Annotated in this window: 23 protein-coding genes and 1 tRNA gene; 18 read left to right on the top strand and 6 right to left on the bottom strand. The window is 68.9% G+C overall.

The window, feature by feature from the left end; translation table 11 throughout:
* Window positions 1–150 precede the first annotated feature (150 nt).
* Window positions 151–990: an ABC transporter permease gene (locus Q1A87_RS06260; protein WP_299648350.1), complete on the top strand. Its 840-nt coding sequence runs from the start codon at window positions 151–153 to the stop codon at window positions 988–990.
* Between the two features lie 146 nt (window positions 991–1,136).
* Here the strand turns inward: Q1A87_RS06260 and Q1A87_RS06255 are convergent, their stop codons facing one another.
* From Q1A87_RS06255 to Q1A87_RS06245, 3 genes are read right to left on the bottom strand one after another with little or no spacing between them, the layout of a single operon-like run.
* Complete coding sequence (locus Q1A87_RS06255) at window positions 1,137–3,398, bottom strand: xanthine dehydrogenase family protein molybdopterin-binding subunit (RefSeq protein ID WP_299648347.1); 2,262 nt, start codon at window positions 3,396–3,398, stop codon at window positions 1,137–1,139.
* Window positions 3,391–4,446, bottom strand: a complete 1,056-nt coding sequence (locus Q1A87_RS06250; protein ID WP_299648344.1) for a xanthine dehydrogenase family protein subunit M — start codon at window positions 4,444–4,446, stop codon at window positions 3,391–3,393. Before Q1A87_RS06250 ends, Q1A87_RS06255 begins: the two co-directional genes overlap by 8 nt.
* A complete protein-coding gene (locus tag Q1A87_RS06245; RefSeq protein WP_299648341.1) occupies window positions 4,443–4,940 on the bottom strand; it encodes a (2Fe-2S)-binding protein in 498 nt (165 codons plus the stop codon). The genes Q1A87_RS06250 and Q1A87_RS06245 overlap by 4 nt, the downstream gene beginning before the upstream one ends.
* Window positions 4,941–5,145: 205 nt before the next feature.
* On the opposite strand from Q1A87_RS06245, the gene Q1A87_RS06240 reads away from it, so the two are divergent.
* From Q1A87_RS06240 to Q1A87_RS06225, 4 genes are all read left to right on the top strand, one after another.
* Entirely contained in the window at window positions 5,146–5,661 is a 516-nt protein-coding gene (locus tag Q1A87_RS06240; protein WP_299648338.1) for a TetR/AcrR family transcriptional regulator, read from the top strand.
* A 148-nt stretch (window positions 5,662–5,809) separates the two neighbouring features.
* Window positions 5,810–7,063 (top strand): extracellular solute-binding protein, encoded by a 1,254-nt coding sequence (locus Q1A87_RS06235; protein ID WP_299648335.1) that lies wholly within the window; start codon window positions 5,810–5,812, stop codon window positions 7,061–7,063.
* A gap of 4 nt (window positions 7,064–7,067) precedes the next feature.
* Complete coding sequence (locus Q1A87_RS06230) at window positions 7,068–7,961, top strand: sugar ABC transporter permease (RefSeq protein WP_299648332.1); 894 nt, start codon at window positions 7,068–7,070, stop codon at window positions 7,959–7,961.
* Window positions 7,958–8,905: a carbohydrate ABC transporter permease gene (locus Q1A87_RS06225; protein WP_299648329.1), complete on the top strand. Its 948-nt coding sequence runs from the start codon at window positions 7,958–7,960 to the stop codon at window positions 8,903–8,905. Before Q1A87_RS06230 ends, Q1A87_RS06225 begins: the two co-directional genes overlap by 4 nt.
* 4 nt (window positions 8,906–8,909) lie before the next feature.
* Here the strand turns inward: Q1A87_RS06225 and Q1A87_RS06220 are convergent.
* Window positions 8,910–8,983: transfer RNA gene (locus Q1A87_RS06220), tRNA-Arg, on the bottom strand.
* A gap of 101 nt (window positions 8,984–9,084) precedes the next feature.
* On the opposite strand from Q1A87_RS06220, the gene Q1A87_RS06215 reads away from it, so the two are divergent.
* The 10 genes from Q1A87_RS06215 (at window position 9,085) to Q1A87_RS06170 (ending at window position 16,549) form a co-directional block, all read left to right on the top strand.
* Window positions 9,085–9,519 (top strand): YeeE/YedE family protein, encoded by a 435-nt coding sequence (locus Q1A87_RS06215; protein WP_299648326.1) that lies wholly within the window; start codon window positions 9,085–9,087, stop codon window positions 9,517–9,519.
* Entirely contained in the window at window positions 9,519–9,947 is a 429-nt protein-coding gene (locus Q1A87_RS06210; protein WP_299648323.1) for a DUF6691 family protein, read from the top strand. The genes Q1A87_RS06215 and Q1A87_RS06210 overlap by 1 nt, the downstream gene beginning before the upstream one ends.
* Window positions 9,948–9,949: 2 nt before the next feature.
* Entirely contained in the window at window positions 9,950–10,846 is an 897-nt protein-coding gene (locus Q1A87_RS06205; RefSeq protein ID WP_299648320.1) for an MBL fold metallo-hydrolase, read from the top strand.
* A 32-nt stretch (window positions 10,847–10,878) separates the two neighbouring features.
* Window positions 10,879–11,937 (top strand): endonuclease/exonuclease/phosphatase family protein, encoded by a 1,059-nt coding sequence (locus tag Q1A87_RS06200; RefSeq protein WP_299648317.1) that lies wholly within the window; start codon window positions 10,879–10,881, stop codon window positions 11,935–11,937.
* 254 nt (window positions 11,938–12,191) lie between these two features.
* Window positions 12,192–12,287, top strand: coding sequence for a pyrroloquinoline quinone precursor peptide PqqA (gene pqqA, locus Q1A87_RS06195; RefSeq protein WP_299648313.1), 96 nt, complete (start codon window positions 12,192–12,194; stop codon window positions 12,285–12,287).
* A 21-nt stretch (window positions 12,288–12,308) separates the two neighbouring features.
* The gene (gene pqqB / locus Q1A87_RS06190; RefSeq protein WP_299648310.1) at window positions 12,309–13,205 is read left to right on the top strand and encodes a pyrroloquinoline quinone biosynthesis protein PqqB; all 897 of its coding nucleotides are present in this window, start codon (window positions 12,309–12,311) and stop codon (window positions 13,203–13,205) included.
* Window positions 13,202–13,951, top strand: a complete 750-nt coding sequence (pqqC, locus tag Q1A87_RS06185; protein WP_299648307.1) for a pyrroloquinoline-quinone synthase PqqC — start codon at window positions 13,202–13,204, stop codon at window positions 13,949–13,951. The genes pqqB and pqqC overlap by 4 nt, the downstream gene beginning before the upstream one ends.
* The gene (gene pqqD / locus Q1A87_RS06180; protein ID WP_299648304.1) at window positions 13,951–14,226 is read left to right on the top strand and encodes a pyrroloquinoline quinone biosynthesis peptide chaperone PqqD; all 276 of its coding nucleotides are present in this window, start codon (window positions 13,951–13,953) and stop codon (window positions 14,224–14,226) included. Before pqqC ends, pqqD begins: the two co-directional genes overlap by 1 nt.
* Window positions 14,223–15,344 carry a pyrroloquinoline quinone biosynthesis protein PqqE gene (gene pqqE, locus Q1A87_RS06175; RefSeq protein ID WP_299648301.1) on the top strand — a complete coding sequence of 374 codons (1,122 nt, stop codon included), beginning with the start codon at window positions 14,223–14,225 and terminating at the stop codon, window positions 15,342–15,344. The genes pqqD and pqqE overlap by 4 nt, the downstream gene beginning before the upstream one ends.
* A gap of 152 nt (window positions 15,345–15,496) precedes the next feature.
* Window positions 15,497–16,549 (top strand): YihY/virulence factor BrkB family protein, encoded by a 1,053-nt coding sequence (locus tag Q1A87_RS06170; RefSeq protein ID WP_299648298.1) that lies wholly within the window; start codon window positions 15,497–15,499, stop codon window positions 16,547–16,549.
* Between the two features lie 126 nt (window positions 16,550–16,675).
* Here Q1A87_RS06170 and Q1A87_RS06165 read toward each other — a convergent pair whose 3' ends face one another.
* Window positions 16,676–16,987 (bottom strand): ETC complex I subunit, encoded by a 312-nt coding sequence (locus Q1A87_RS06165; protein WP_299648295.1) that lies wholly within the window; start codon window positions 16,985–16,987, stop codon window positions 16,676–16,678.
* Window positions 16,988–17,206: 219 nt separating this feature from the next.
* Here Q1A87_RS06165 and uvrB point away from each other — a divergent pair, with 219 nt between their 5' ends.
* From uvrB to Q1A87_RS06150, 3 genes are all read left to right on the top strand, one after another.
* Window positions 17,207–19,366, top strand: coding sequence for an excinuclease ABC subunit UvrB (uvrB, locus tag Q1A87_RS06160; protein ID WP_299648473.1), 2,160 nt, complete (start codon window positions 17,207–17,209; stop codon window positions 19,364–19,366).
* 83 nt (window positions 19,367–19,449) lie between these two features.
* Window positions 19,450–19,695, top strand: coding sequence for a hypothetical protein (locus Q1A87_RS06155; RefSeq protein ID WP_299648292.1), 246 nt, complete (start codon window positions 19,450–19,452; stop codon window positions 19,693–19,695).
* Between the two features lie 53 nt (window positions 19,696–19,748).
* On the top strand, window positions 19,749–20,444 hold the full coding sequence (locus tag Q1A87_RS06150; protein WP_299648289.1) for a hypothetical protein: 696 nt from the start codon (window positions 19,749–19,751) through the stop codon (window positions 20,442–20,444).
* Window positions 20,445–20,457: 13 nt separating this feature from the next.
* Here Q1A87_RS06150 and Q1A87_RS06145 read toward each other — a convergent pair whose 3' ends face one another.
* Complete coding sequence (locus tag Q1A87_RS06145; protein ID WP_299648286.1) at window positions 20,458–20,724, bottom strand: GlsB/YeaQ/YmgE family stress response membrane protein; 267 nt, start codon at window positions 20,722–20,724, stop codon at window positions 20,458–20,460.
* Window positions 20,725–20,949 lie beyond the last annotated feature (225 nt).

The following is a 20,949-nucleotide window of genomic DNA, read 5'->3' as shown; positions in this document are numbered from 1 at the left end:
TCCTCAACAGCTCCCGTATGAGGCGAAGGGCGCCGCCCGGCCCGCGGGCGAGCGGACAAGGCCGAGGCTTCGCCGCTTGTGCGGGTCCGCCATCGGGAGCCGGTCCGGACCGCGCGAACGCCGCCAAGAGCCGCGAGCGGGGTTCGCCGGATGACCGACACGCTTCAAACGGGCCGAGCCGTTTCCCGGCCTCCCGATCACACCGGCCCCCGCCCCGTCCCGTTCCGTGGCGGCGGCTTCCGGCCAACGACGAACCGCTGGGCCGGGGCGCTGGTCTTCGTGCTCATCGTCGCCTTCGTCGAGATCGGGCTCCGGGCGGGGTGGATCAGCAAACTGACGCTGCCCCTGCCCTCCGACGTGTTCGCGACCTTCGTCCAACTCTACGAATCCGGCCTGCTCTGGAAGCATCTGATCCCCTCGCTCACCCGTTTCGTCGTCGGCGCGACGCTGGGTGCGCTGGCGGGCATCGGGGTGGGCACGCTGATCGGGCTCTTCGGGCTGGCGCGAGCCGGGCTCGTCCCCCTCGTCGCCGCGTTGTTCCCAGTGCCGAAGATCGCGCTCCTGCCGCTCTTCGTGATCTGGTTCGGGATCGGCGAGGGCTCGAAATACGCGCTCATCGCGCTCGGGACCTTCACGCCGATGGTAGTGGCGACCTACGGCGCGGTCGACAACGTGGACCGGACCCTGATCCGGATGGGGCAGTCCTTCGGGCTTTCCTGGGGTTCGATCGTGCGCAAGATCGTCCTGCCCGGCGCGATGCCGGGCATCCTGTCGGGGCTGCGCATCGGACTCGCTATCGCGATCATCTTGCTCGTCGCGGCCGAGATGCTGGGTGCGCAATACGGGATCGGCGCCTACATCCTCGAGGCCGGCTCGCTCTACGATCTGGAGCGGCTCTTCGCCGGCGTGGTGATCCTGTCGGTGCTGGGCGTGGCGACGAGCGCGGTCGTGGCCTGGGTGGAGCGGCGTGTCCTCCGCTGGCGGAGCTGACGCGACTATTGTGAGACTCCAGAAGCTCTCGCCCGCACACCGCCCGACCGCCCCTCCGGGGCGAGGGCTTTGCCCCCACCCGCGGTCGGGGACAGTCCTCTTCCCCTCTCTGTGCTGTCCCCGGCGCCTTCCGCACGAGACGTTCTTCAGCCAACCGGCGATCCGGCCTCCAGCAGGTCCCGCACACGGATCGGAAAGCGCCTCACCCGCGTCCCCGTGGCGTGCCAGATCGCATTGGCGATCGCCCCCACGGTGCCGGTCACGCCGATCTCGCCCACACCCTTGATGCCCAGTGCATTCACATGCGGGTCGTCCTCGTGCACCGTGATGACCTCGAGCCCCTGCACGTCCGCGTTGACTGCGATGTGGTAGCCCGCGAAGTCGGCATTGACGATCCGGCCGGTGTGGCGATCGTGCCTCGCCTCCTCGTGAAGCGCGAAGGACGTCCCCCAGATCATCCCGCCCATAAGCTGGCTCTCGGCCAGCTTCGGGTTGATGATCCGGCCCGCGGCGAAGGCGCCGACCAGCCGCGTCACCCGCATCTGGCAGAGATCCGGGTCCACCTTCACTTCCGCGAAGACCGCGCCATGCGCGTTCATCGCCCACCGCTCCGCGTCCTCGGGGGCGCGCGAACCGCTGCCGTTCCCGATCAGCGCGGCGCCGCCGGCGCGGGCGAGGATGTCGGCGAAGGCCTCGCTGCGTTCCTCGTCGCCCGCAACGCAGAGCCGACCGTCCCGCGCGACGAAGCCGGCATTGCCCGCGCCGTGAAGCGGCGAGGCCTCGTCCGCGGCCGCGATCTCGCCCAACTGCCGGATCACGTCGCCCCCTGCGGCATGCAGGGCGGTGCCGGCGGTCGCGGTATGGCCCGAACCGCCCGCGACCCCGGCATCGGGCAGGTCGGAATGGCCGGCGCGGAACTCCACCCGGTCGAGCGGCAGGCCGAGGCTGTCCGCCGCGATCTGCGCGAGCGCCGTCCAGGCGCCCTGCCCCATATCGGCGGCCGAGGTCTCGACCAGCGCCGAGCCGTCGGGTCGGAGCGTGGCGCGCGCCTCGGCGGCGAACATCGGCGCGGGGAAGAGCGCGGTGCCCATGCCCCAGCCGACGAGGAGCCCGGCCTCGTCGCGCATCTGCCGGGGCGCCAGCGGCCGCCCGGCCCAGCCGAAGCGCTCGGCGGCCTGATCGTAGCATTGCCGGAGCGCCTTGGAGGAATACGGCTTGCCGGTGCCGGGCTCCGTCTCCGCGTAGTTCCGCAGGCGAAACTCGAGCGGATCGATCCCCGCTTCCTGCGCCAGCTCGTCCATCGCGCATTCGAGCGCGGCGGAGCCCGACGCCTCGCCGGGCGCGCGCATCGGCCCGGGCGTGCCGACGTCGAGCCGGACGGCTCGGTGCGCGGCGCGAAGCGCCTGCGCGGAATAGAGACCCTGCGACGCGTTCGCCGCCGGCTCGACGAAGTCGTCGAAGCTCGACGTGGCGGCTATGCTCTCGTGGTCGATCACCGTGAGCGCTGCCGCAACGTCCGCCCCGAGGCGCAAGCGCTGCCGCGTCGCGCCTCGATGGCCGACGGGGCCGAACATCTGCTGGCGGGTGAGCGACAGCTTGACCGGTCGCCCCGTCATCCGCGCCGCCAGGATGGCGAGGACCTGCGGCCCGGTCGTGAACGCCTTGGAGCCGAAGCCGCCGCCGAGATAGGGGCTGCGCAGCGTGACGTTCTCCGCCGGGATGCCGAAGAAGTAGGCATAGGCCCCGCAGGACATCGCCAGCGCCTGGCTCGGCATGTCGAGCGTCAGGTGGTCGCCCTCCCACGCGGCGACCACGGCATGCGTCTCCATCGCGTTGTGATACTGCGCCGCCGTCTCGTAGGTGACGTCGACCGCCTGCGTCGCGGCCGCGTGCCCGCCGGCGACGTCGCCGTGCTCCGCTCCCGCGGGCAGGCCGAACCCCGCGGGCTCGAACGCGAAAGGCGTCTCGTCGTCGAGCGCGGTTCGGGCCGTCTCCGCCGCGTAGCGCGGGGCGAGCAGGCGCGCGCCCTCGGTCGCCGCTTCCAGCGTCTCGCCCAGAACGAGGGCGATTGGCTGGCCGGCGTAGCGGACCGTGTCGTCCTGCAGCACGTCGATGCGGAAGGAGAACGGCGTGGGCTTGGCGGAGGGGTCGCCGTCCAGCGGCGGTCGGTCCGCGGGCGTGATGATTTGGACGACACCGGGATGCGCCTCGGCGGCCGCGACGTCGAGATGGGTGACGCGGCCGCGGGCGATCGTCGCGGGCAAATAGACCGCGTGCAGCAGGCCGGCCGGTTGGTTGTCGGCGGCGAAGGTCGCGGCGCCGGTCACCTTGGCGATGCCGTCGCGACGGGTGACGGGCTGGCCCGAGTTGGAGCCGAAGCGGACGGGTTGGACGAGCGTGTCAGGCATGGACGTGGTCTCCGGCTGGCTCTCCGAAGGGAGAGGCGGGCAAGGCGGGCATCCGCGCGGGCGCGCCGGTGGCGGCCATGGCGAGGGCGCGGGCCGCGGTGCGGCGGGCGAGGTCGATTTTCCAGGAATTGTCGCCCGACGGCGCGGCGCCCGTCAGCGCGGCCCCTGCGGCGCGGGCGAAGAGGTGGGGATCGGGCGCCTGTCCCGCCAGGAGCGCTTCGGCCTCGGCTACGCGCCAGGGCTTCGCCGCGACCGCGCCCAGCGCCAGACGCGCCTCGGCGATCCGGTCTCCCTCCATCCGCAGCGCAGCGGCGGCGGAGACGAGCGCGAAGGCGTAGGAGGTCCGCTCCCGCACCTTGAGGTAACGGGCGTGACCGGCGAAGTCGGCGGCTGCGGCAGGCAGGCGGACGGCGAGGATCAGCTCGCCCGGTTCGAGCGCGGTCCGCCGTTCGGGGGTGTCGCCCGGCAGGGAATGGAAGTCCGCGATCGCGATCTCGCGCTTGCCCTCCGGTCCCTGCACCTCGACGACTGCATCGAGCGCGGCGAGGGGGACGCAGAAATCCGACGGGTTAGTCGCGATGCAGGCCTCGCTCCAGCCCAGCACGGCGAGGTTGGCGTTCTCCCCGTCCCGCGCGTCGCAGCCGGTGCCGGGGTCGCGTCGGTTGCAGGCGGCCTGCGGCGTCTCGAAGTAGTTGCACCGCGTGTGCTGCATCAGGTTGCCGCCCACGGTCGCCGCGTTGCGCAGCTGGCCGGAGGCCCCGGCGAGCAGCGCCTCGGCCACCATCGGAAGCCGGCGCGCCACTTCGGGATCGTCGGCGAGGTCGGCGTTGCGCACCATCGCCCCGATGCGGAGAGAACCGTCCGCGCCCCACTCGATCCGGTCGAGCCCCGGCAGGCGGGTGACGTCGATCACCGTGTCGGGTTGCACCGCCCCTGTCTTCATCAGGTCGACGAGGTTCGTGCCCCCGCCGAGCCAGGCCGCGCCCGGGTTCCAGGCGGCGAGCGCCTCGTCGATGCTGGCGGGCCGGATGTAATCGAAGCGCTTCATGCCGCGTCCTCCGCTTCGGCCCCGGCCATCCGGCGCGTCGCGTCCTGCACCGCGAGGGTGATCCCGTGATAGGCGGCGCAGCGGCAGAGATTGCCGCTCATGCCCTCGCGGATGCGCTCCGCGTCGTCGCCGGCCCGCCCCTCGGCGATGAGGCCCACGGCGCTCATGATCTGGCCGGGCGTGCAATAGCCGCACTGAAAGGCATCGTTCTCGATGAAGGCGGCCTGTACCGGATGCAGCGTCTCGCCGTCGGACAGCCCCTCGATCGTGGTCACCTCGACCCCGTCGAGCGTCACCGCCAGCGTCAGGCAGGCATTCACCCGCCGGCCGTCCACGAGGACGGTGCAGGCGCCGCACTGGCCGCGGTCGCAACCTTTCTTGGTTCCGGGCAGGGCCAAACGCTCTCGCAAGAGGTCGAGCAGCGTCACGCGCAGATCGTCGAGCGCGACCTGCCGCGCGACGCCGTTCAGGGTGAGGGCGATGGAGGATGCCATGCGACCTCCTTTCCTATCGAGATGGGGGACCCTCGGGGCACTCGCGCCCGGACAAGGAGTTCCGTAAGGTTGATCGGCGGCCCCGTGCGGGCCCCGTGACAACCTTATACGGAGGCATCCTCCGCTTAACAAGAGGAGACGGCGTCTGTCGGCCGAAACCCGCAAGCGCAAGCCGCGTGCCGACGCGCAGCGGAACCGCGATCGGTTGGTCGAGGCCGCGAAGGACGTGCTGGGTCGCGGCGGACCCGACGCCAGTCTCGAAGCGGTCGCGCGGCAGGCGAATGTCGGGATCGGCACGCTCTACCGGCATTTCCCGAACCGCGAAGCGTTGTTCCATGCGGTGTTCCGGCGCGATCTGCAGGATCTCGTGGAGATGGCGGAGGGGCTCGACCCGTCGGGCGACCCGCTCGCCGCGCTGCGCGGCTGGCTGCACGCGAATGTGGCTCTGATCGAGACGAAGCGCGGCATGCTCGGCGCGCTCTCGCTCGTCATGACCGAGGAGTCGAAGCAGGCCTACGCGGAGGACTCGGACCGGATCAGCGCCGCAGTGAACCGCCTGCTCGCCCGCGCCGCCGCGAACGGCCAGATCCGGGAGGGCGTCACGGCGGACGACCTCCTGCAGACGATGTACGCGCTCTGCTACGCCCGCGAGCCCGGCCCGGACTGGCGACAGCAGGTGCTTCGCCTCCTCGACATCTTCGTGGACGGGCTGAAGCGATAGAAGGCAGGCGGTCGCCGCCGGCACGGCACCGCCTGCGACGATCGCGCACACCCGATCTTCTCGACCGCCTCGCCGCCGACCCCTACCCTCCCTTCAACGCAAGGGGCCGTTGACGGGGTCTCTGGGATCATCATTCGGGGGAATGGACATGCTGCATCAACGGACGGCCGCGCTGGCCCTCGGCCTCGCGGTCGGAACGCCAATGGCCGCAATCGCGCAGGACGCGCCGCTGACGGTCGCCATGCACTACACGCAGGAGCAGGCCGCGCCCCTTCTCGCCTGTCTCGACGCCTACGACGCGGACGGCGTGACGGCGACGTACCAGCAGATCAGCTACCGCGATTACCTGCAGACCGTCCTGACCGGGCGGCTGGGCGGGCAATCGCCTGATATCTACAACGTCTATTCGATCTGGGCGGCACAGATGGTCGACAACGGCGTACTCGACACGCCGCCCGACACGGTGTCCGAGTTCGTGTCGGAGACGTACAGCGCCGGCACCGTCGACGCTGTGACCATCGACGGCACCGCCTGGGGCGTGCCCACCGAGATCAGCGCCTACATGCTGGTCTCCAACATGGCGCTGCTGCGCGAGGCGGGCTACGAGTCGCCGCCGACGACATGGGACGGTCTGCGCGAGGTGGCCGAGGCCGTGACCACGCGCAACGACCAGGGCCGGATCGAGACCGCGGGCTTCGCCTTCGCCGACAGCTCCTCCGGCGCGGGCTTCGTCCATCCCTTCTACGCGCTTCTCTATTCCGAGGGCGCGCGCCCCTATGCCGACGATTTCTCGGAGGCGAACCTCGATACGCCGGAAGCGGAGACCGCACTGGGCCAGATGGCGGGTCTCGTGCAGGACGGGATCACCGACCTGTCGGTCGACGCCTACGACTTTCCGGCCGGCGGCATCGGCATGATGATCATGGCGAACTGGCTCGAGAGCGAGATCCGCGCGGGTTTCGGCGACAGCTTCGAGGACGACGTGGTGGTGAGCCAGATCCCCGCGGGCGAGGATTGGCGCACGCTGCAATACGCCTTCTTCATGGGGGTGGACAGCGCGTCCGACCGCAAGGAGGAGGCTTGGGAGCTGGTGCGCTACCTGAACGCGCCGCGCGACGGCGGGCCGTCCTGCATCGGCGAGATGCTCGCAGGCCTCGGCGCGCTGACGGCGAACACGGCCGACAACGCGGCGATGGACGCGCCCGACGCCTTCACCGCGCCGTATCTCGCCGCGCTGGAGGAGGACCGCGCGATCAGCCAGCCCAATGTCATGCAGGCCGCCGAGATCGAAGGCATGATGGCCCAGACCTTCGAGCGCGCGCTCGCCGGCGACGCCGAGCCCGGTCCGGCGCTGGAGACGCTGGACGGCAAGGTCGAGGACATCCTCTTCGAGTTCTACTGAGCCGATGCGACCTCGCGCGCCGGTGGGCGACGACGGCCCGGCCGCGGGCGGCGCGGCGCCGTGGGTATTCCTCGCGCCGCTCCTGATCTTCGCATTCGTCTTCTTCGTCCTGCCGCTCGGCTTCTCGGTCTGGCTGTCCTTCACGCGGTGGAACCCGCTCGGCACCCCGTCCTGGGTCGGGCTCAGGCAATTCGAATACCTGCTGACGCGCGACGACGCGTTCTGGCGGACGATCCTCAACACCTTCGTCTTCGCCTTCGGCTTCGTCGCCATCGGCGTGCCGCTCGCACTGGTCCTCGCCTTCGCGTTTAGCCGGGCGAAGGGCAAGGCGATCTGGCGGCAGGTCTACTACCTGCCGCAGCTCACCAACATCGTGGCGATCGCCTACCTCTGGCAGTTCGTCCTCGACGACCGCGACGGGCTGATCAATCGCGGTCTGGCCGCGATCGGACTGCGCGGGCCGGACTGGCTGACCGATCCGACGATGGCGATGATCTCGGTCGTCCTGGTGATGATCTGGTACGATGCGGGCAAGAACATGCTGATCTTCTCGGCGGCGCTCGAGGCGGTGGACCAGGAGATCTACGACGCGGCGACGCTCGACGGGGCGGGCGCGTGGCGGACGCTGCGAAGCGTCACCCTGCCGATCATCCGCCCGGCCTTCACCTTCGCGACGATCACCAGCTTCATTACCGGGATGGGGTTCTTCTCGCTAATCCTCGCGATGACGGGCGGCGGGCCGCGCGGAGCGACGGAGGTGACGGCGCTCTACACCTACCGGATGGCGTTCGAGGACCTGCGCATGGGCCGGGCCTCGGCCGGAGCGCTGATCCTCTTCGTCATCATTGGCCTGCTGTCGCTCCTGCAGTTCCGGGCCCTGCGGGAGCGGGCGCGATGACGGTCTCGGACCCCGTCGTGGCCGGCGAGACGGCGGAGATCGCCGCCAACCGGCGCCTGCTGTCCGGCGGCACATTGCGGCGGCAGGCGGGGGGCGTGCTGAAATACGTCCTGCTGACGCTCGGCGCGGGCCTGATGATCCTGCCCTTCGCGGACATGTTCATCGGCGCGCTGCGCGGGCCGGCCGACGTCTATGCGAACCCGCCGCGCTACCTGCCGGCGGAGCCGCAATGGGGCGTCTACGCCCGCGTCTTCGCCGAGCTTCCGATGGGCCGGTGGTTCGCCAATTCGGTGATCGTCACCTTCCTCATCACCGCGGCGCAGGTCGCGACCTCGGTCACCGCGGGCTACGCGCTCGCCAAGTACGAGTTCCGCGGGCGGGCCGCGATCTTCCGGCTGGTCGTCGGCGCGCAGATGTTCCCGTTCTTCCTGTTCATCATCCCGATCTTCTTCATCCTGCGGTTCGTCCCACTCATGGGGGGCAATGACATCGCGGGACAGGGGGGCTCGGGCTTGCTCGGAACATACGCCGCGCTCTGCCTGCCCTTCCTCGTGACGTGGTACGGCGTGTTCCTGATGCGGCAGTTCTTCCTCGCCATCCCCGACGACCTGATGGAGGCTGCGCGGCTCGACGGGGCGAACGAGTACCGCATCTTCCGTTCGATCATGCTGCCGCTGGTCAAGCCCGCCATCGCGACGCTGACGCTGTTCTCCTTCGTCTACCACTGGAACGAGTTCATCTGGACGATGACCGTCACCCGCTCCGCGCCGGAGTTGCAGACGCTGCCCGTGGGCATCTACCTGCTGTCGGGCGCATTCGAGAGCCTCGACCAGAAATCGCTGCAACAGGCGGCGCTGGCGGTCTCGATCCTGCCGGTGATCGTCGTGTTCCTCGCGCTGCAACGCCTGTTCGTCGCGTCGGACTTCGCCAGCGGCGTGAAGTAGGGCGCGGGCCCAGAAGGATTCGAACCCTCGACCTGCCGATTAGAAGTCGGCTGCTCTATCCAGCTGAGCTATGGGCCCCCGATGCGTTTGACTAGGCGGCCCGGGTCGCGGAGTAAAGCGTCGGGAGGTTGACGGCGGACTGTCGGCCTTGCCACCATGACGCAAGCTCCGAGGATCAGATGCTACCGATCGTGCCGACCGATTTCACGCCCTGGGCCTCCCTCGCCGGAGGCATCCTGATCGGGCTGTCCGCCGTGATGGTCATGGCCGCGCTCGGAAGGATCGCCGGTATTCTGGGCATAACCGCCGGCGCGGCGACGGGGCCGGACCGGGACTGGCGGATCGCCTTCGTCGGCGGGCTCCTCGCCGCGCCGCTCCTGTGGGCCCTCGTCACCGGCGGCTTCCCGGCGCAGGTGGTCGGCGGAAACCTTCCCTGGATGGCGGTGTCGGGACTGCTCGTCGGGATCGGCACCTCGCTCGGTTCGGGCTGCACCTCGGGGCACGGCGTCTGCGGCCTCGCGCGGCTCTCGGGGCGCTCGCTCGCGGCGGTGGTGACGTTCATGGCCTTCGCCGCGCTCACGGTGTTCGTGCTGCGCCATTCGGGGGGCGTCTGATGCGGGCGGCGGCGGGGTTCCTTGCCGGGCTCGTCTTCGGGCTCGGGCTCCTGCTCTCCGGCATGGCCAATCCCGCGAAGGTTCTGAACTTCCTCGACGTGGCGGGCGCGTGGGACCCGAGCCTCGCCTTCGTCATGGGGGGCGCGACGGTGACGGCGTTCGTGGGCTATCGCCTCGCCTGGCGGCGGGCGCGTCCGATCCTGATGCCGTCGTTCGACCTGCCCACGCGCCGCGACATCGACCGCCCGCTCCTCGCCGGGGCCGCGCTCTTCGGGATCGGCTGGGGCATCGGCGGGTTCTGTCCCGGCCCGGCCTGGACGGCGCTGCCGATGGTGGCGCCGGGCACGCTCGTCTTCTTGCCGGCGATGCTCGCAGGGATCTGGCTCGGCCGCCGCGCGAAGGCCGCACCGCTGATGCAGGGGGCCTGACGATGCCCGACATCCGCCACTCACCCTCGTCCGGACCGGAAAGCCCCGATGTCTGGGGCTGCTACGAGCCGGTTACGGGCTCGATCCAGTATGTCTGCGCCTGCCCCGCGACGAAGAAGGCCGCGTTGATCGACGTGGTCTGGGGGCTCGACCCCAAGAGCTACGCGACCGACACGGCGGCGATGGATCAAGTGCTCGACCTTTGCACGCGCGAGGGGCTTGAGGTGGTCTGGATCCTCGACACGCATCCACATGCCGACCACGTCATGGCCTCGGCGCGGCTGAAGGAGCTCACCGGGGCGCCGAACGCGATCGGCGAGCGGGTTCGCGACATCGCCGGGCTCTGGCGCGAGATCTACCACCTGACGAACGCGTTGGACTCGGAGCGGGACTTCGACCGCCTGTTCGCGGATGGGGAGACGTTCGAACTGGGCGATCTCACCGTCGAGGTCGAGCTCACCCCCGGGCACACGCTGGGCTCGATCACCTTCCATGCAGGCGATGCCTCCTTCGTGCACGACACGCTGATGATGCCGGACATGGGCTCGACCCGTGCCGACTTCCCCGGCGGCTCGGCGGCGGAGCTCTGGGATTCGTTGCAATCCATTCTGTCCCGCCCGCCCGGAACCCGCCTTTTCGTCGGGCACGATTACGGCGCCGAGGGGCGGGACGAACCCGCCTGGGAGGCCACCGTCGCCGAGCATCTCGAACGGAACCGGCATGTCCGCGCGGGGACGACGCGGGCCGAGTTCATCGCCACCCGCGAAGCGCGGGACGCGACTCTGCCGCTGCCCAACCGGATGCTCGCGGCGCTGCAGATCAACCTGCGCGGCGGCCGGCTGCCGGAGGCGGAGGCGGACGGGCATCATTACCTGAAGATCCCCGTCGGCCGGTTCTGAGCCGGCAATCGATCCAGAGTGGGAAGCCGACCATGCGAACGATCCTGACAATCGCGCTCTGCGCCGCGACGCTCATTCTCGTCGGAGCGAGCTTCCTCGCGCTGATCGAGACGAATGCGTGGTGGGTCCGGATGACGGACTTCCCGCGTCTGCAATATCTCGTTGCGCTGATCCTCCTTCTCGGGGCGGTCGCCCTCTCCTTCCCCGTCGGCCGGACGCTGCGGCTCGGCCTCGGCGCCGCAGTGCTGGCGGCGATCGCGTACAATGCGGTCAAGCTCGCGCCCTACCTGCCGCTGCGTGACGGCGTGGCCGAGGCCTGCCCGGCGGAGAGCCGCGTCTCGATCATCGTCGCCAACGTCAAGCTGGGGAACCGCGAGTCCGGCCGGCTTCTCGAGATGGTGCGGTCGCGGGAGCCCGACCTTCTGCTCGCGCTCGAGACCAACGAATGGTGGGAGGCGAAGCTAGAAGGATTGGCCGACACCTTGCCGAACGAAGTCTCCGAGATCACGGGCAGCTACTTCGGGATGCATCTACGCTCCCGCCTGCCACTGTCGGAACCGGAGGCGATCTACCCGGTGGAGCAGGACGCCCCGGCCATCTTCGCGACGGTCCAGTTGCCGTCAGGCGCCGAAATCCGCCTGTTCGGCATCCATCCCCGTCCACCGCATCCCGACCAATCCTCGACCGGGCGGGATGCGGAACTCATGTGGGCCGCGCTCGAGGCCCGCGACGCGACTCGCCCCGTCATGCTGGCGGGCGATCTGAACGCGGTGCCGTGGGAGCGGACGATCGAGCGGATGCAGCGGATCGGCGGGTTCATCGACCCGCGCGAATCGCTCGGGTTCATGCCGACCTATGACGCGCATTCGTGGTGGATGGCCTGGCCGCTCGACCAGGTCCTGCACCAGCGGGGGCTCAGTGTCCTGTCGATGGAGGTGCTGCCCGGGTTCGGCTCGGACCATTACCCCGTGGAGGTCGATCTCTGCCACACGCCGACCCCGTTCGACGCGCCCGCGATGCGGGACGACGACATCGCCGAGGCCCGCACCACGATCGCAGCCGCCCTCGAGGGCCCGGCGGACGATCGCTAGGACAGGGCGACGACCTATTGTCGCATGCCGCCCCGAGGCGGATGGCTTGCCACCCAAGACACGGCTTGCCCCAGTTATATCGGGTCAAGGTGGGGTCACGAGGCGCAGACCCTGCCTTCGAATGCGCAGCAGACCGCCCGACCGATACAAAAGACTTAGTCCGGCGAACCCGATACCCTTTGAACCCGGCTTCATCGAACGTCATATTATCACGACCCGTCGCATTCGGCGGGGCATCAGTGGAGGAAGCGACTATGGCATGGACGAAGCCCATCATCCGCGAAATCGAGTGCGGCATGGAAATAAACATGTACGGCCCGGACGGCGACGAAGATCCCGTCCTGTTCTGAACTGTCGGCGCGCGGAGGGACATGACGCTCCGCGCGCGCATATTGGGGGCGGCCGCCGGGGGCGGCCTGCCGCAATGGAATTGCGGCTGCGAGAATTGCCGTCTGGTCCGCGACGGGCGCATTCCGGCACAGACGCAGTCATCGCTGGCCGTCAGCGGGAACGGGTCGGACTGGGCGATCCTGAATGCCTCGCCCGACATTCGCCAGCAGATGGCGGATACTCCGGACCTGCACCCGACCGGCCTTCGCGACGTACCGCTTCGGTCGGTTCTCGTCACGAACGGGGACATCGACCATATCGCGGGGCTGTTGGTGCTGCGGGAGATGCAGGACTTCACCCTGTTCGCCACGCCCGAAATCCATGGCGTCCTGCAGGCCAACCCGGTCTTCGACGCGCTGAACCCGAAAGTTGTGATGCGGATGGAGATCACCGCTGAGACGCCGTTCGAGTTGGCGTCCGGGCTCGAGGCAACGCTGTTTCCGGTACCGGGCAAGGTGCCGCTCTACATGGAGGGCGAGACGGTGGAGACGGACCTTATCGGTGAGCAGACCGTGGGCGTGCATCTGCGCGCCGGCGAACGCGATGCCTTCTACATCCCTGGCTGCGCCACAATGAGCGCCGATCTGCGCGACCGGCTTCGCGGGGCCGATCTGGTCTTCTTCGACGGCACGCTCTGGCGCGACGACGAAATGGTGCGGGCCGGGCTCGGGCCGAAGACGGGGAAGCGCATGGGCCACATGTCGATGTCCGGGCCGGACGGCTCGATTGCTGCCTTCGAGGGACTGGATGTCGCCCGCCGCATCTTCGTCCACATGAACAATACGAACCCCGTTCTGCGTCCCGACAGCGACGAGCGTCGCGTGGCCGAGGCCGCCGGCTGGACCATCGGGCAGGACGGCATGGAGATCAGCGCATGACCCAGTCCCGCGAGGCGTTCGAGGCTCGGCTCCGTCAGATCGGCGCCGAGCGCTACCACGATCGCCACCCGTTCCACGCGCTCCTACATGGTGGCGACTGCACGCCGGATCAGGTGCGCGCCTGGGTCATCAACCGCTATTACTACCAGCATTCGATCCCGATGAAGGACGCCGCCTTCATGTCTCGGGTGGAGGACCCCGAGCTGCGTCGCCGCTGGCGCTCCCGGATCGAGGACCACGACGGCACCGACACCAACGAGGGCGGCATCCGCCGCTGGCTGCGCCTGGCCGAGGCGGTGGGCCTCGACCCCGACTACGTCGCCTCGACCCGCGGCGTCCTCCCTGCGACGAAGTTCGCCGTAGACGCTTATGTCCGGTTCGTGCGCGAGAAGACGCTGCTGGAAGCCGTCGCCGCCTCTCTCACCGAGCTCTTCGCGCACAAGATCCACAAGGACCGGATTGCCGGGCTCCTGCAGAACTACGACTTCGCCGACGACAGCTCGCTTTCCTACTTCCAGAACCGGCTGAAGGAAGCCCCGAAGGACGTGGCCTTCGGCCTCGGCTGGGTCCTCGACCATGCCGACACGCAGGAAAAGCAGGACGCCGCCGCCGCAGCGCTCGTCTTCAAGACTGACGTGCTCTGGTCCCAGCTCGATGCCCTCCACGCCGCCTATGTGGAGCCCGCCCGCATTCCGCCGGGCGGCTGGCAACCGGGCGAGGGTCTCCTGGACCGGCGGGCCGCGTGATGGAACCGGGCGAAATCCCCTATCTCCCTCGCGGCGTGCGGCTTCATCACGACCGGGTCCGCGACACCTGGGTCCTCCTCGCGCCCGAACGCGCCGTTTCCCTCGACATGGTGGGACATGCCGTCCTCAGCGAAATCGACGGCGCACGTTCCTTCGGCGAGATCACCCGAGCGCTGGCTGCCAGGTACGATGCCAGCCCCGACCAGATCGCCGCGGACGCTTCGGGCTTCCTCCGCGCGCTCCGCGACAGACGTTTCCTGGAGGTTCAGGCATGAAAGCCGATCCCGCGAATGTCCGCCCGCCCATCGCCATGCTGGCGGAGCTGACCCACCGTTGCCCCCTCTCCTGTCCCTATTGCTCCAACCCGCTGGAACTGGCGCGGCAGGAAACGGAGCTCGACACCGAGACGTGGGCCGACGTCTTCCGGCAGGCCGCCGATCTCGGCGTGCTGCAACTCCATCTCTCTGGCGGCGAGCCTGCCTCCCGCCGGGACCTCGAACCGCTGGTCACGGCGGCGCGCGACGCCGGGCTCTATACCAATCTCATCACCTCCGGCATCGGCCTGACCGAACGCCGCCTCCGCGCCCTCGACGCCGCCGGCCTCGACCACATCCAGCTCTCGCTCCAGGGCACCACGGCGCAGATGGCCGACATGATCGGCGGCTATCGTGGTGGGTTCGACCGCAAGATGAAGGTCGCCGAGTGGATCGGCGCCGTGGGCTTCCCGCTCACGCTCAACGCCGTCCTCCACCGCCAGAACCTCCACCAGCTTCCCCGCGCCATCGAGATGGCGGTGGAGATGGGCGCCCGCCGGATCGAGGTCGCCACCGTCCAGTTCCACGGTTGGGCGCTCAGGAACCGCGACGCCATGATGCCCACGCGGGAACAGGCGCGCGAGGCCGACGCCATCGTCGCCGAGGCCCGCGCCCGGCTGAAGGGCGTTCTCGTCATCGATTACGTGCCCGCCGACTACCATTCCGACTACCCGAAGCGCTGCATGGGCGGCTGGGGCTCCACCGGCCTCGTCGTCGCGCCCGACGGGCAGGTCATGCCGTGCCACGCCGCGTCGACGATCCCGCACCTGACCTTCGACAACATGCGCGACACCTCCCTCGCGGAGACGTGGTATCGCGGCGGCGCATTTCAGGCCTATCGCGGCACCGACTGGATGCAGGAGCCGTGCGCTTCCTGCGAGCGCAAGACCGTCGATTTCGGCGGCTGCCGCTGTCAGGCGATGGCGCTCCTCGGGGACCCCGCCGCGACCGATCCGGTCTGCATCAAGTCGCCCCACCGCGCCGAGCTGACGGCGCAGGCCGATGCCCATGCCGTCGCCGGGAGCGACCTCGTCTATCGCGTCATGCCGCGAGACAAGGTCTCCGAGCCGGCCGACTGAACCATCCCGGACGGGGCCGAACCACGCAGGCATTGTGGCGATCTTGCCCCTCGTGTCGAAAAACCGCGATATGGACGGAACGGCTGAATTCGAGAGGCGTTCCGAAGATCATGCGCAGAACATCCAGACCTCGTGGCCTGCGGGCCCTCACCATGCTCGCGGTCGCCGGCGGCCTCAACGCCGTCCGCCAACGTCGCCGCGAAAATGAACATGACGGCGATGCGCAGGGTGACCCGCGCGCCCCGCATCACGCCGATACGCCCTCGGAGTTGCCACGCCGGGGCTGGATGGACGTGCTCAAGCGGACTTACGCGGAAATCACCAACGACCATGTCATGCTGGTGGCCGCCGGCGTGACCTTCTACGCCCTTCTGGCGCTGTTCCCGGCGCTTGCCGCGCTGGTCTCGATCTACGGCCTGTTCGCCGATCCGACGACGATCCAGGAGCATCTCGACGCGCTCGGGGGCGTCCTGCCCGGCGGCGCGATGGAGATCATCGGCGGACAGCTCGACTCCCTCATCTCGCAAGGTTCCGCCGGTCTCGGGCTGGCCTTCGCCGCGGGGCTCGGCACGTCGCTCTGGTCGGCCAATGCCGGGGTCAAGTCGATCTTCGAAGCGCTCAACATCGCCTACGAGGAGCGCGAGACGCGCGGCTTCATACGGCTGACGCTGACCTCGCTCGCCTTCACGCTGGGCGGGCTCCTCTTCGTGATCCTCGCCCTCGGCGCGGTGCTCGCTGTGCCCGCGGTGCTGCAGAACATGGCCCTCGGTGCGCAGCTGGAAACGGCAGTGAACTGGTTGCGCTGGCCGCTTATCCTCATCGTCGTCGCCGGTCTGATCGCGCTCCTCTATCGCTACGGCCCGGCCCGGGAACCTCCCGAGTGGCGTTGGGTCAGCTGGGGAAGCGCCATCGCGGCGGTCCTGTGGCTCGTCTTTTCCGGGCTGTTCTCGTGGTACGCGTCGAACTTCGGTTCCTACGACGCGACCTACGGCTCGCTCGGCGCGGCGATCGGCTTCATGACATGGATCTGGATCAGCACGATCGTCGTCGTGACGGGGGCGGAACTGAATTCCGAGCTGGAGCATCAGACCATGGCCGACACGACGACCGGCCCGGAGCGACCTTTGGGCGCCCGGGGCGCCGTCATGGCTGACCGCGCCGTCGGCGGCCCGAAGCGGGCGAAACGTCGCGGCGACGGTCTCTGACGTCCGGGCGAGGATCACCGGCTGCTCGGCCGGGCTGGCGTGCCTGCGGGCCGCGTCCCTCCAAGGGTTCGACCGATCGCACTGCGTTCGATCGCCGCCCTTCACGGACGCGGTGAGGCCGTTACGTCAATGCGTCCACGAACCCCGGCGATTGGTCGCGAAGTTCTCGCCGTAGCCACCCGCGCGGAGGTTCGCCTTCCGGCTTTGGGGACGCAGTACGATGTAGTCGATCCCGTTGTCGCGCGCGTAGTCCTCCGCCTCCTTCTGGGATTCGAAGGTCAGACGCACCTGCGCCTGCGTATCGTACGAGCTCGTCCAGCCGGTAAGCGGATCGATTTCGCGCGGGGTCTCCTGCACGAAGTCGAGCACCCAGTCGCGGGTCTTGGCACTTCCGGACGACATGGCGGTCCGGGCGGGCTTGTAGATGCGGGCGCGCATGATCGGACTCCGAATGGGGCGATTTCCACCGGAGATAGCCGGCGCATCGAAATCCGGCAAGACGCATCCGTCATGCCGTCTTGTGGGAGGCGTCGAACGGCATAGATTGAGGACGACCCCGGCACGACGAGGCCCCCGATGGCGCATAACAACGACAACCGTCCGAAGGGCGAGACGCTGACCCTTCCCCCGCGCGAGGACACGACGGGGCACCTGCCGATGATGCAGCGCCCGGCGGCGGCCCGCGACAAGCTGGAGGGCGGCATCCGGTTCCGCATGGACACGACGTTCAAGCCGGCGGGCGATCAGCCCTATGCGATCCGCGAATTGTCGGCGGGCGTGAACGAGGGCGAGCGCGATCAGGTCCTTCTCGGCGCGACCGGTACCGGCAAGACCTACACGATGGCCAAGGTCATCGAGGAGACGCAGCGCCCCGCGATCATCCTCGCGCCGAACAAGACACTGGCCGCGCAGCTCTATGGCGAGTTCAAGGGCTTCTTTCCCGACAACGCCGTCGAGTACTTCGTCAGCTACTACGACTATTACCAGCCCGAAGCCTACGTCCCGCGGTCCGACACCTTCATCGAGAAGGAATCCCAGATCAACGAGCAGATCGACCGGATGCGGCACTCCGCGACCCGGGCGCTGCTCGAACGCGACGATGTGATCATCGTGGCCTCCGTCTCCTGCATCTACGGCATCGGGTCGGTCGAGACCTACGGAGCGATGACGCAGGACCTGATCGCGGGGAACGAGTACGACCAGCGTAAGGTCATGGCCGACCTCGTGGCTCAGCAATACCGGCGCAACGACGCGGCCTTCTCGCGCGGCTCCTTCCGGGTCAGGGGCGACTCGCTGGAAGTCTGGCCCGCCCACCTCGACGACCGGGCGTGGCGGCTGTCCTTCTTCGGCGAGGAGCTGGAGGCGATCACCGAGTTCGACCCTCTGACCGGATCGAAGACGGATACCTACGACAAGATCCGCATCTACGCGAACAGCCACTACGTCACGCCGCGCCCGACGATGCGGCAGGCGATCCTCGGCATCAAGTCGGAACTGAAGACCCGGCTGGACCAGCTCGTCGGCGAAGGCAAGCTGCTGGAGGCGCAGCGACTGGAGCAACGGACGAACTTCGATCTCGAGATGCTGGAGGCCACGGGCGTCTGCAACGGGATCGAGAACTATTCGCGCTACCTGACGGGCCGCGCGCCCGGCGAGCCGCCGCCGACGCTGTTTGAGTACATCCCCGACAACGCCATCGTCTTCGCCGACGAGAGCCACGTCTCAGTCCCGCAGATCGGCGGCATGTACAAGGGCGACTTCCGGCGCAAGATGACGCTGGCCGAACACGGGTTCCGCCTGCCGTCGTGCATGGACAACAGGCCGCTCAAGTTCGAGGAATGGGACGCGATGCGGCCGCAATCGGTCTTCGTCTCGGCCACCCCGGCCGCGTGGGAACTGGAGCAGACGGGCGGCGTGTTCACCGAGCAGGTGATCCGTCCGACCGGGCTTCTGGACCCGCCGGTGGAAATCCGGCCGGTGGAGATGCAGGTCGACGACCTGCTCGACGAGATCCGGCGCGTGTCGAAGGCGGGCTACCGCACGCTGGCGACCGTCCTGACCAAGCGCATGGCGGAGGACCTGACCGAGTACCTGCACGAGCAGGGGATCAAGGTCCGCTACATGCATTCCGACATCGACACGATCGAACGGATCGAGATCCTGCGCGACCTGCGGCTCGGCGCCTTCGACGTGCTGGTGGGCATCAACCTGCTGCGCGAGGGGCTCGACATCCCCGAATGCGGCCTGGTCGCGATCCTTGACGCCGACAAGGAGGGGTTCCTGCGTTCGGAGACGTCGCTGGTGCAGACGATCGGGCGCGCGGCACGGAACGCCGACGGGCGCGTCATCATGTATGCCGACCGCATCACCGGCTCGATGGAGCGGGCGATGGGCGAGACGGAGCGGCGCCGCGCCAAGCAGCATGCCTACAACGTCGAGCACGGCATCACGCCCGCGACGGTGCGCAAGAACGTCGAGGACGTGCTCGCGGGTCTGTATCAGGGCGACGTGGACATGAACCGCGTCACCGCGAAGATCGACAAGCCGATGGCCGGGGCGAACCTGCAGGCGCATCTCGACGGGTTGCGCGAGCAGATGCGCAAGGCGGCCGAGAACCTCGAATTCGAGGAGGCGGCGCGGCTGCGCGACGAGGTCAAGCGGCTGGAACAGGTCGATCTGGTCGTCTCCGACGATCCGCTCGCGCGGCAATCGGCGGTCGCGCAAGCAGTCGAGGACGCGCGGAAGGCCGAGGGACGCTCGACCGCCGGGCGGCCGGGTCAGCGGGGCGGGAACGTGAAGCGGCGCAAGAAGCGCTGAGGCTTGCGGCATCCGCCGGCTCCGCTATCCTTTGCGGCGACCGGCGGCATGCCCGCCGACCGGCACCTGTTCGGATCACGCTCATGCGCTTGCCGCTCGCTTTTACCGCCCTCCTCGCCGCCACCCCGGTGCTCGCCGACCAGACCACCGGGACGATCCTCGCCTACGACCGCGAGGCGAACGTGATCGTGTTCAACGACCGGTCCGTCTGGGAGCTGGGCGATCTCGAGGTGCCCGACGATCTCGAAGCCGGCGAGCGGGTGACGATCGACTTCACCAGTGCCGGCGACAGCGGCATCGGCAAGGCGAACGCCGTCACGCGCGAGTGACACATCGTTCGTCCTTTACGATGAGTTAACCATCGACGACGCAGAACCGGGCGATGCTGGCCCGGCTCGCTTTCCTGCTGACGCTCCTGCCGTCCATGACGACGGCCGGCCCGTGGATGCGTGAACAGGGCAGCGTCTACGCGCTTGTATCGCATTACGGGGGCTCGGACGGCTGGACCGGGTTCTACGCCGAATATGGCGGGCCGTTCGGCTGGACTTACGGCCTCGATCTCGGCGGCCATGTCGTCGGCTTGCCGCAACTCATGCAGACGGGCATCGCGGATCAGGATGTGGACGGCCGCATCCGGTCCTTCGTGCGCCTTCCCCTGCCCCTCCCGACGGGCGACACCGTGCCTGACTGGCTCGATCCCTGGCTCGCCGCGGTCGAGTTCAGCGTCGGGCAGGACATCGAGAGTGACGGGACGCAGATCGACCGCGTGGGTGTTGGCGGGACGGTCGGCCGCGGTTTCTCCAGCCGCTTCGGCGACGGCTGGACGACGTTCGATCTCGGCATGTCCTTCGCCGAGGACGACAGGCGGACGACCTATGCCGCCGTGATCGGCGTGAAGCCCATCGACCGCCTGGCTGTCGAGCTCGGCGCGTTCGGCGAGCAAACGGACGAGTTCGACTACCAGATCGGCCCGACCCTACAATACGGGTTCGGCCAGATCGGCGCGGCACGCGTCGGACTCGCCTACCGCTCCGAAGGCGACCTGCAGGGCAGCGTCGGCTGGTCGCTGGAATTCTAGACCGGACGGGCGGTCACTTGATCGCCCGGATCAACGCGACCACGATCGCCGCGCCGATCGCCCCGACGACGAGGATCAGGAGCAGCCCGCCTGCTGCGAGCGCCGTGACGCCGAGCGCCGCTAGGAGGAACGGCGTCGCCATCGCCGCAACCGCGCCGATCACCGCGTAGAGCGCCTTGCTGCGCCCGGTCATCGCGCCGGCGACCCAGCCGACCGCCAGTCCCACGATCGCGAGAATGATCAGGGCGGCAGCGCCCAGCCCCTCGAACAAACCTTCCATAATGCGGCCTCCAATGCGCGTGTCCCGACCCGGCTAGCACGGTCGATGCAGGAGACGAAGGCCCGCGACGTGCAAGCGCGCGTTTATTGTACGATCGGGCTCGCCGAGTACCCGTTCCGGCCCCGTACGGACCTGCGGATCGGGACTTTCTTGGAACCCCTCTTTCGTTCGACGTGTTCCGGGACTAGGCGAGATCGCAGAACACGACAGAACGGGACGGTGCCC

The sequence above is a fragment of the uncultured Jannaschia sp. genome (assembly GCF_947494055.1).
GTDB lineage: Bacteria > Pseudomonadota > Alphaproteobacteria > Rhodobacterales > Rhodobacteraceae > Jannaschia.
This window is presented reverse-complemented; position numbering and strand designations above follow the sequence as displayed.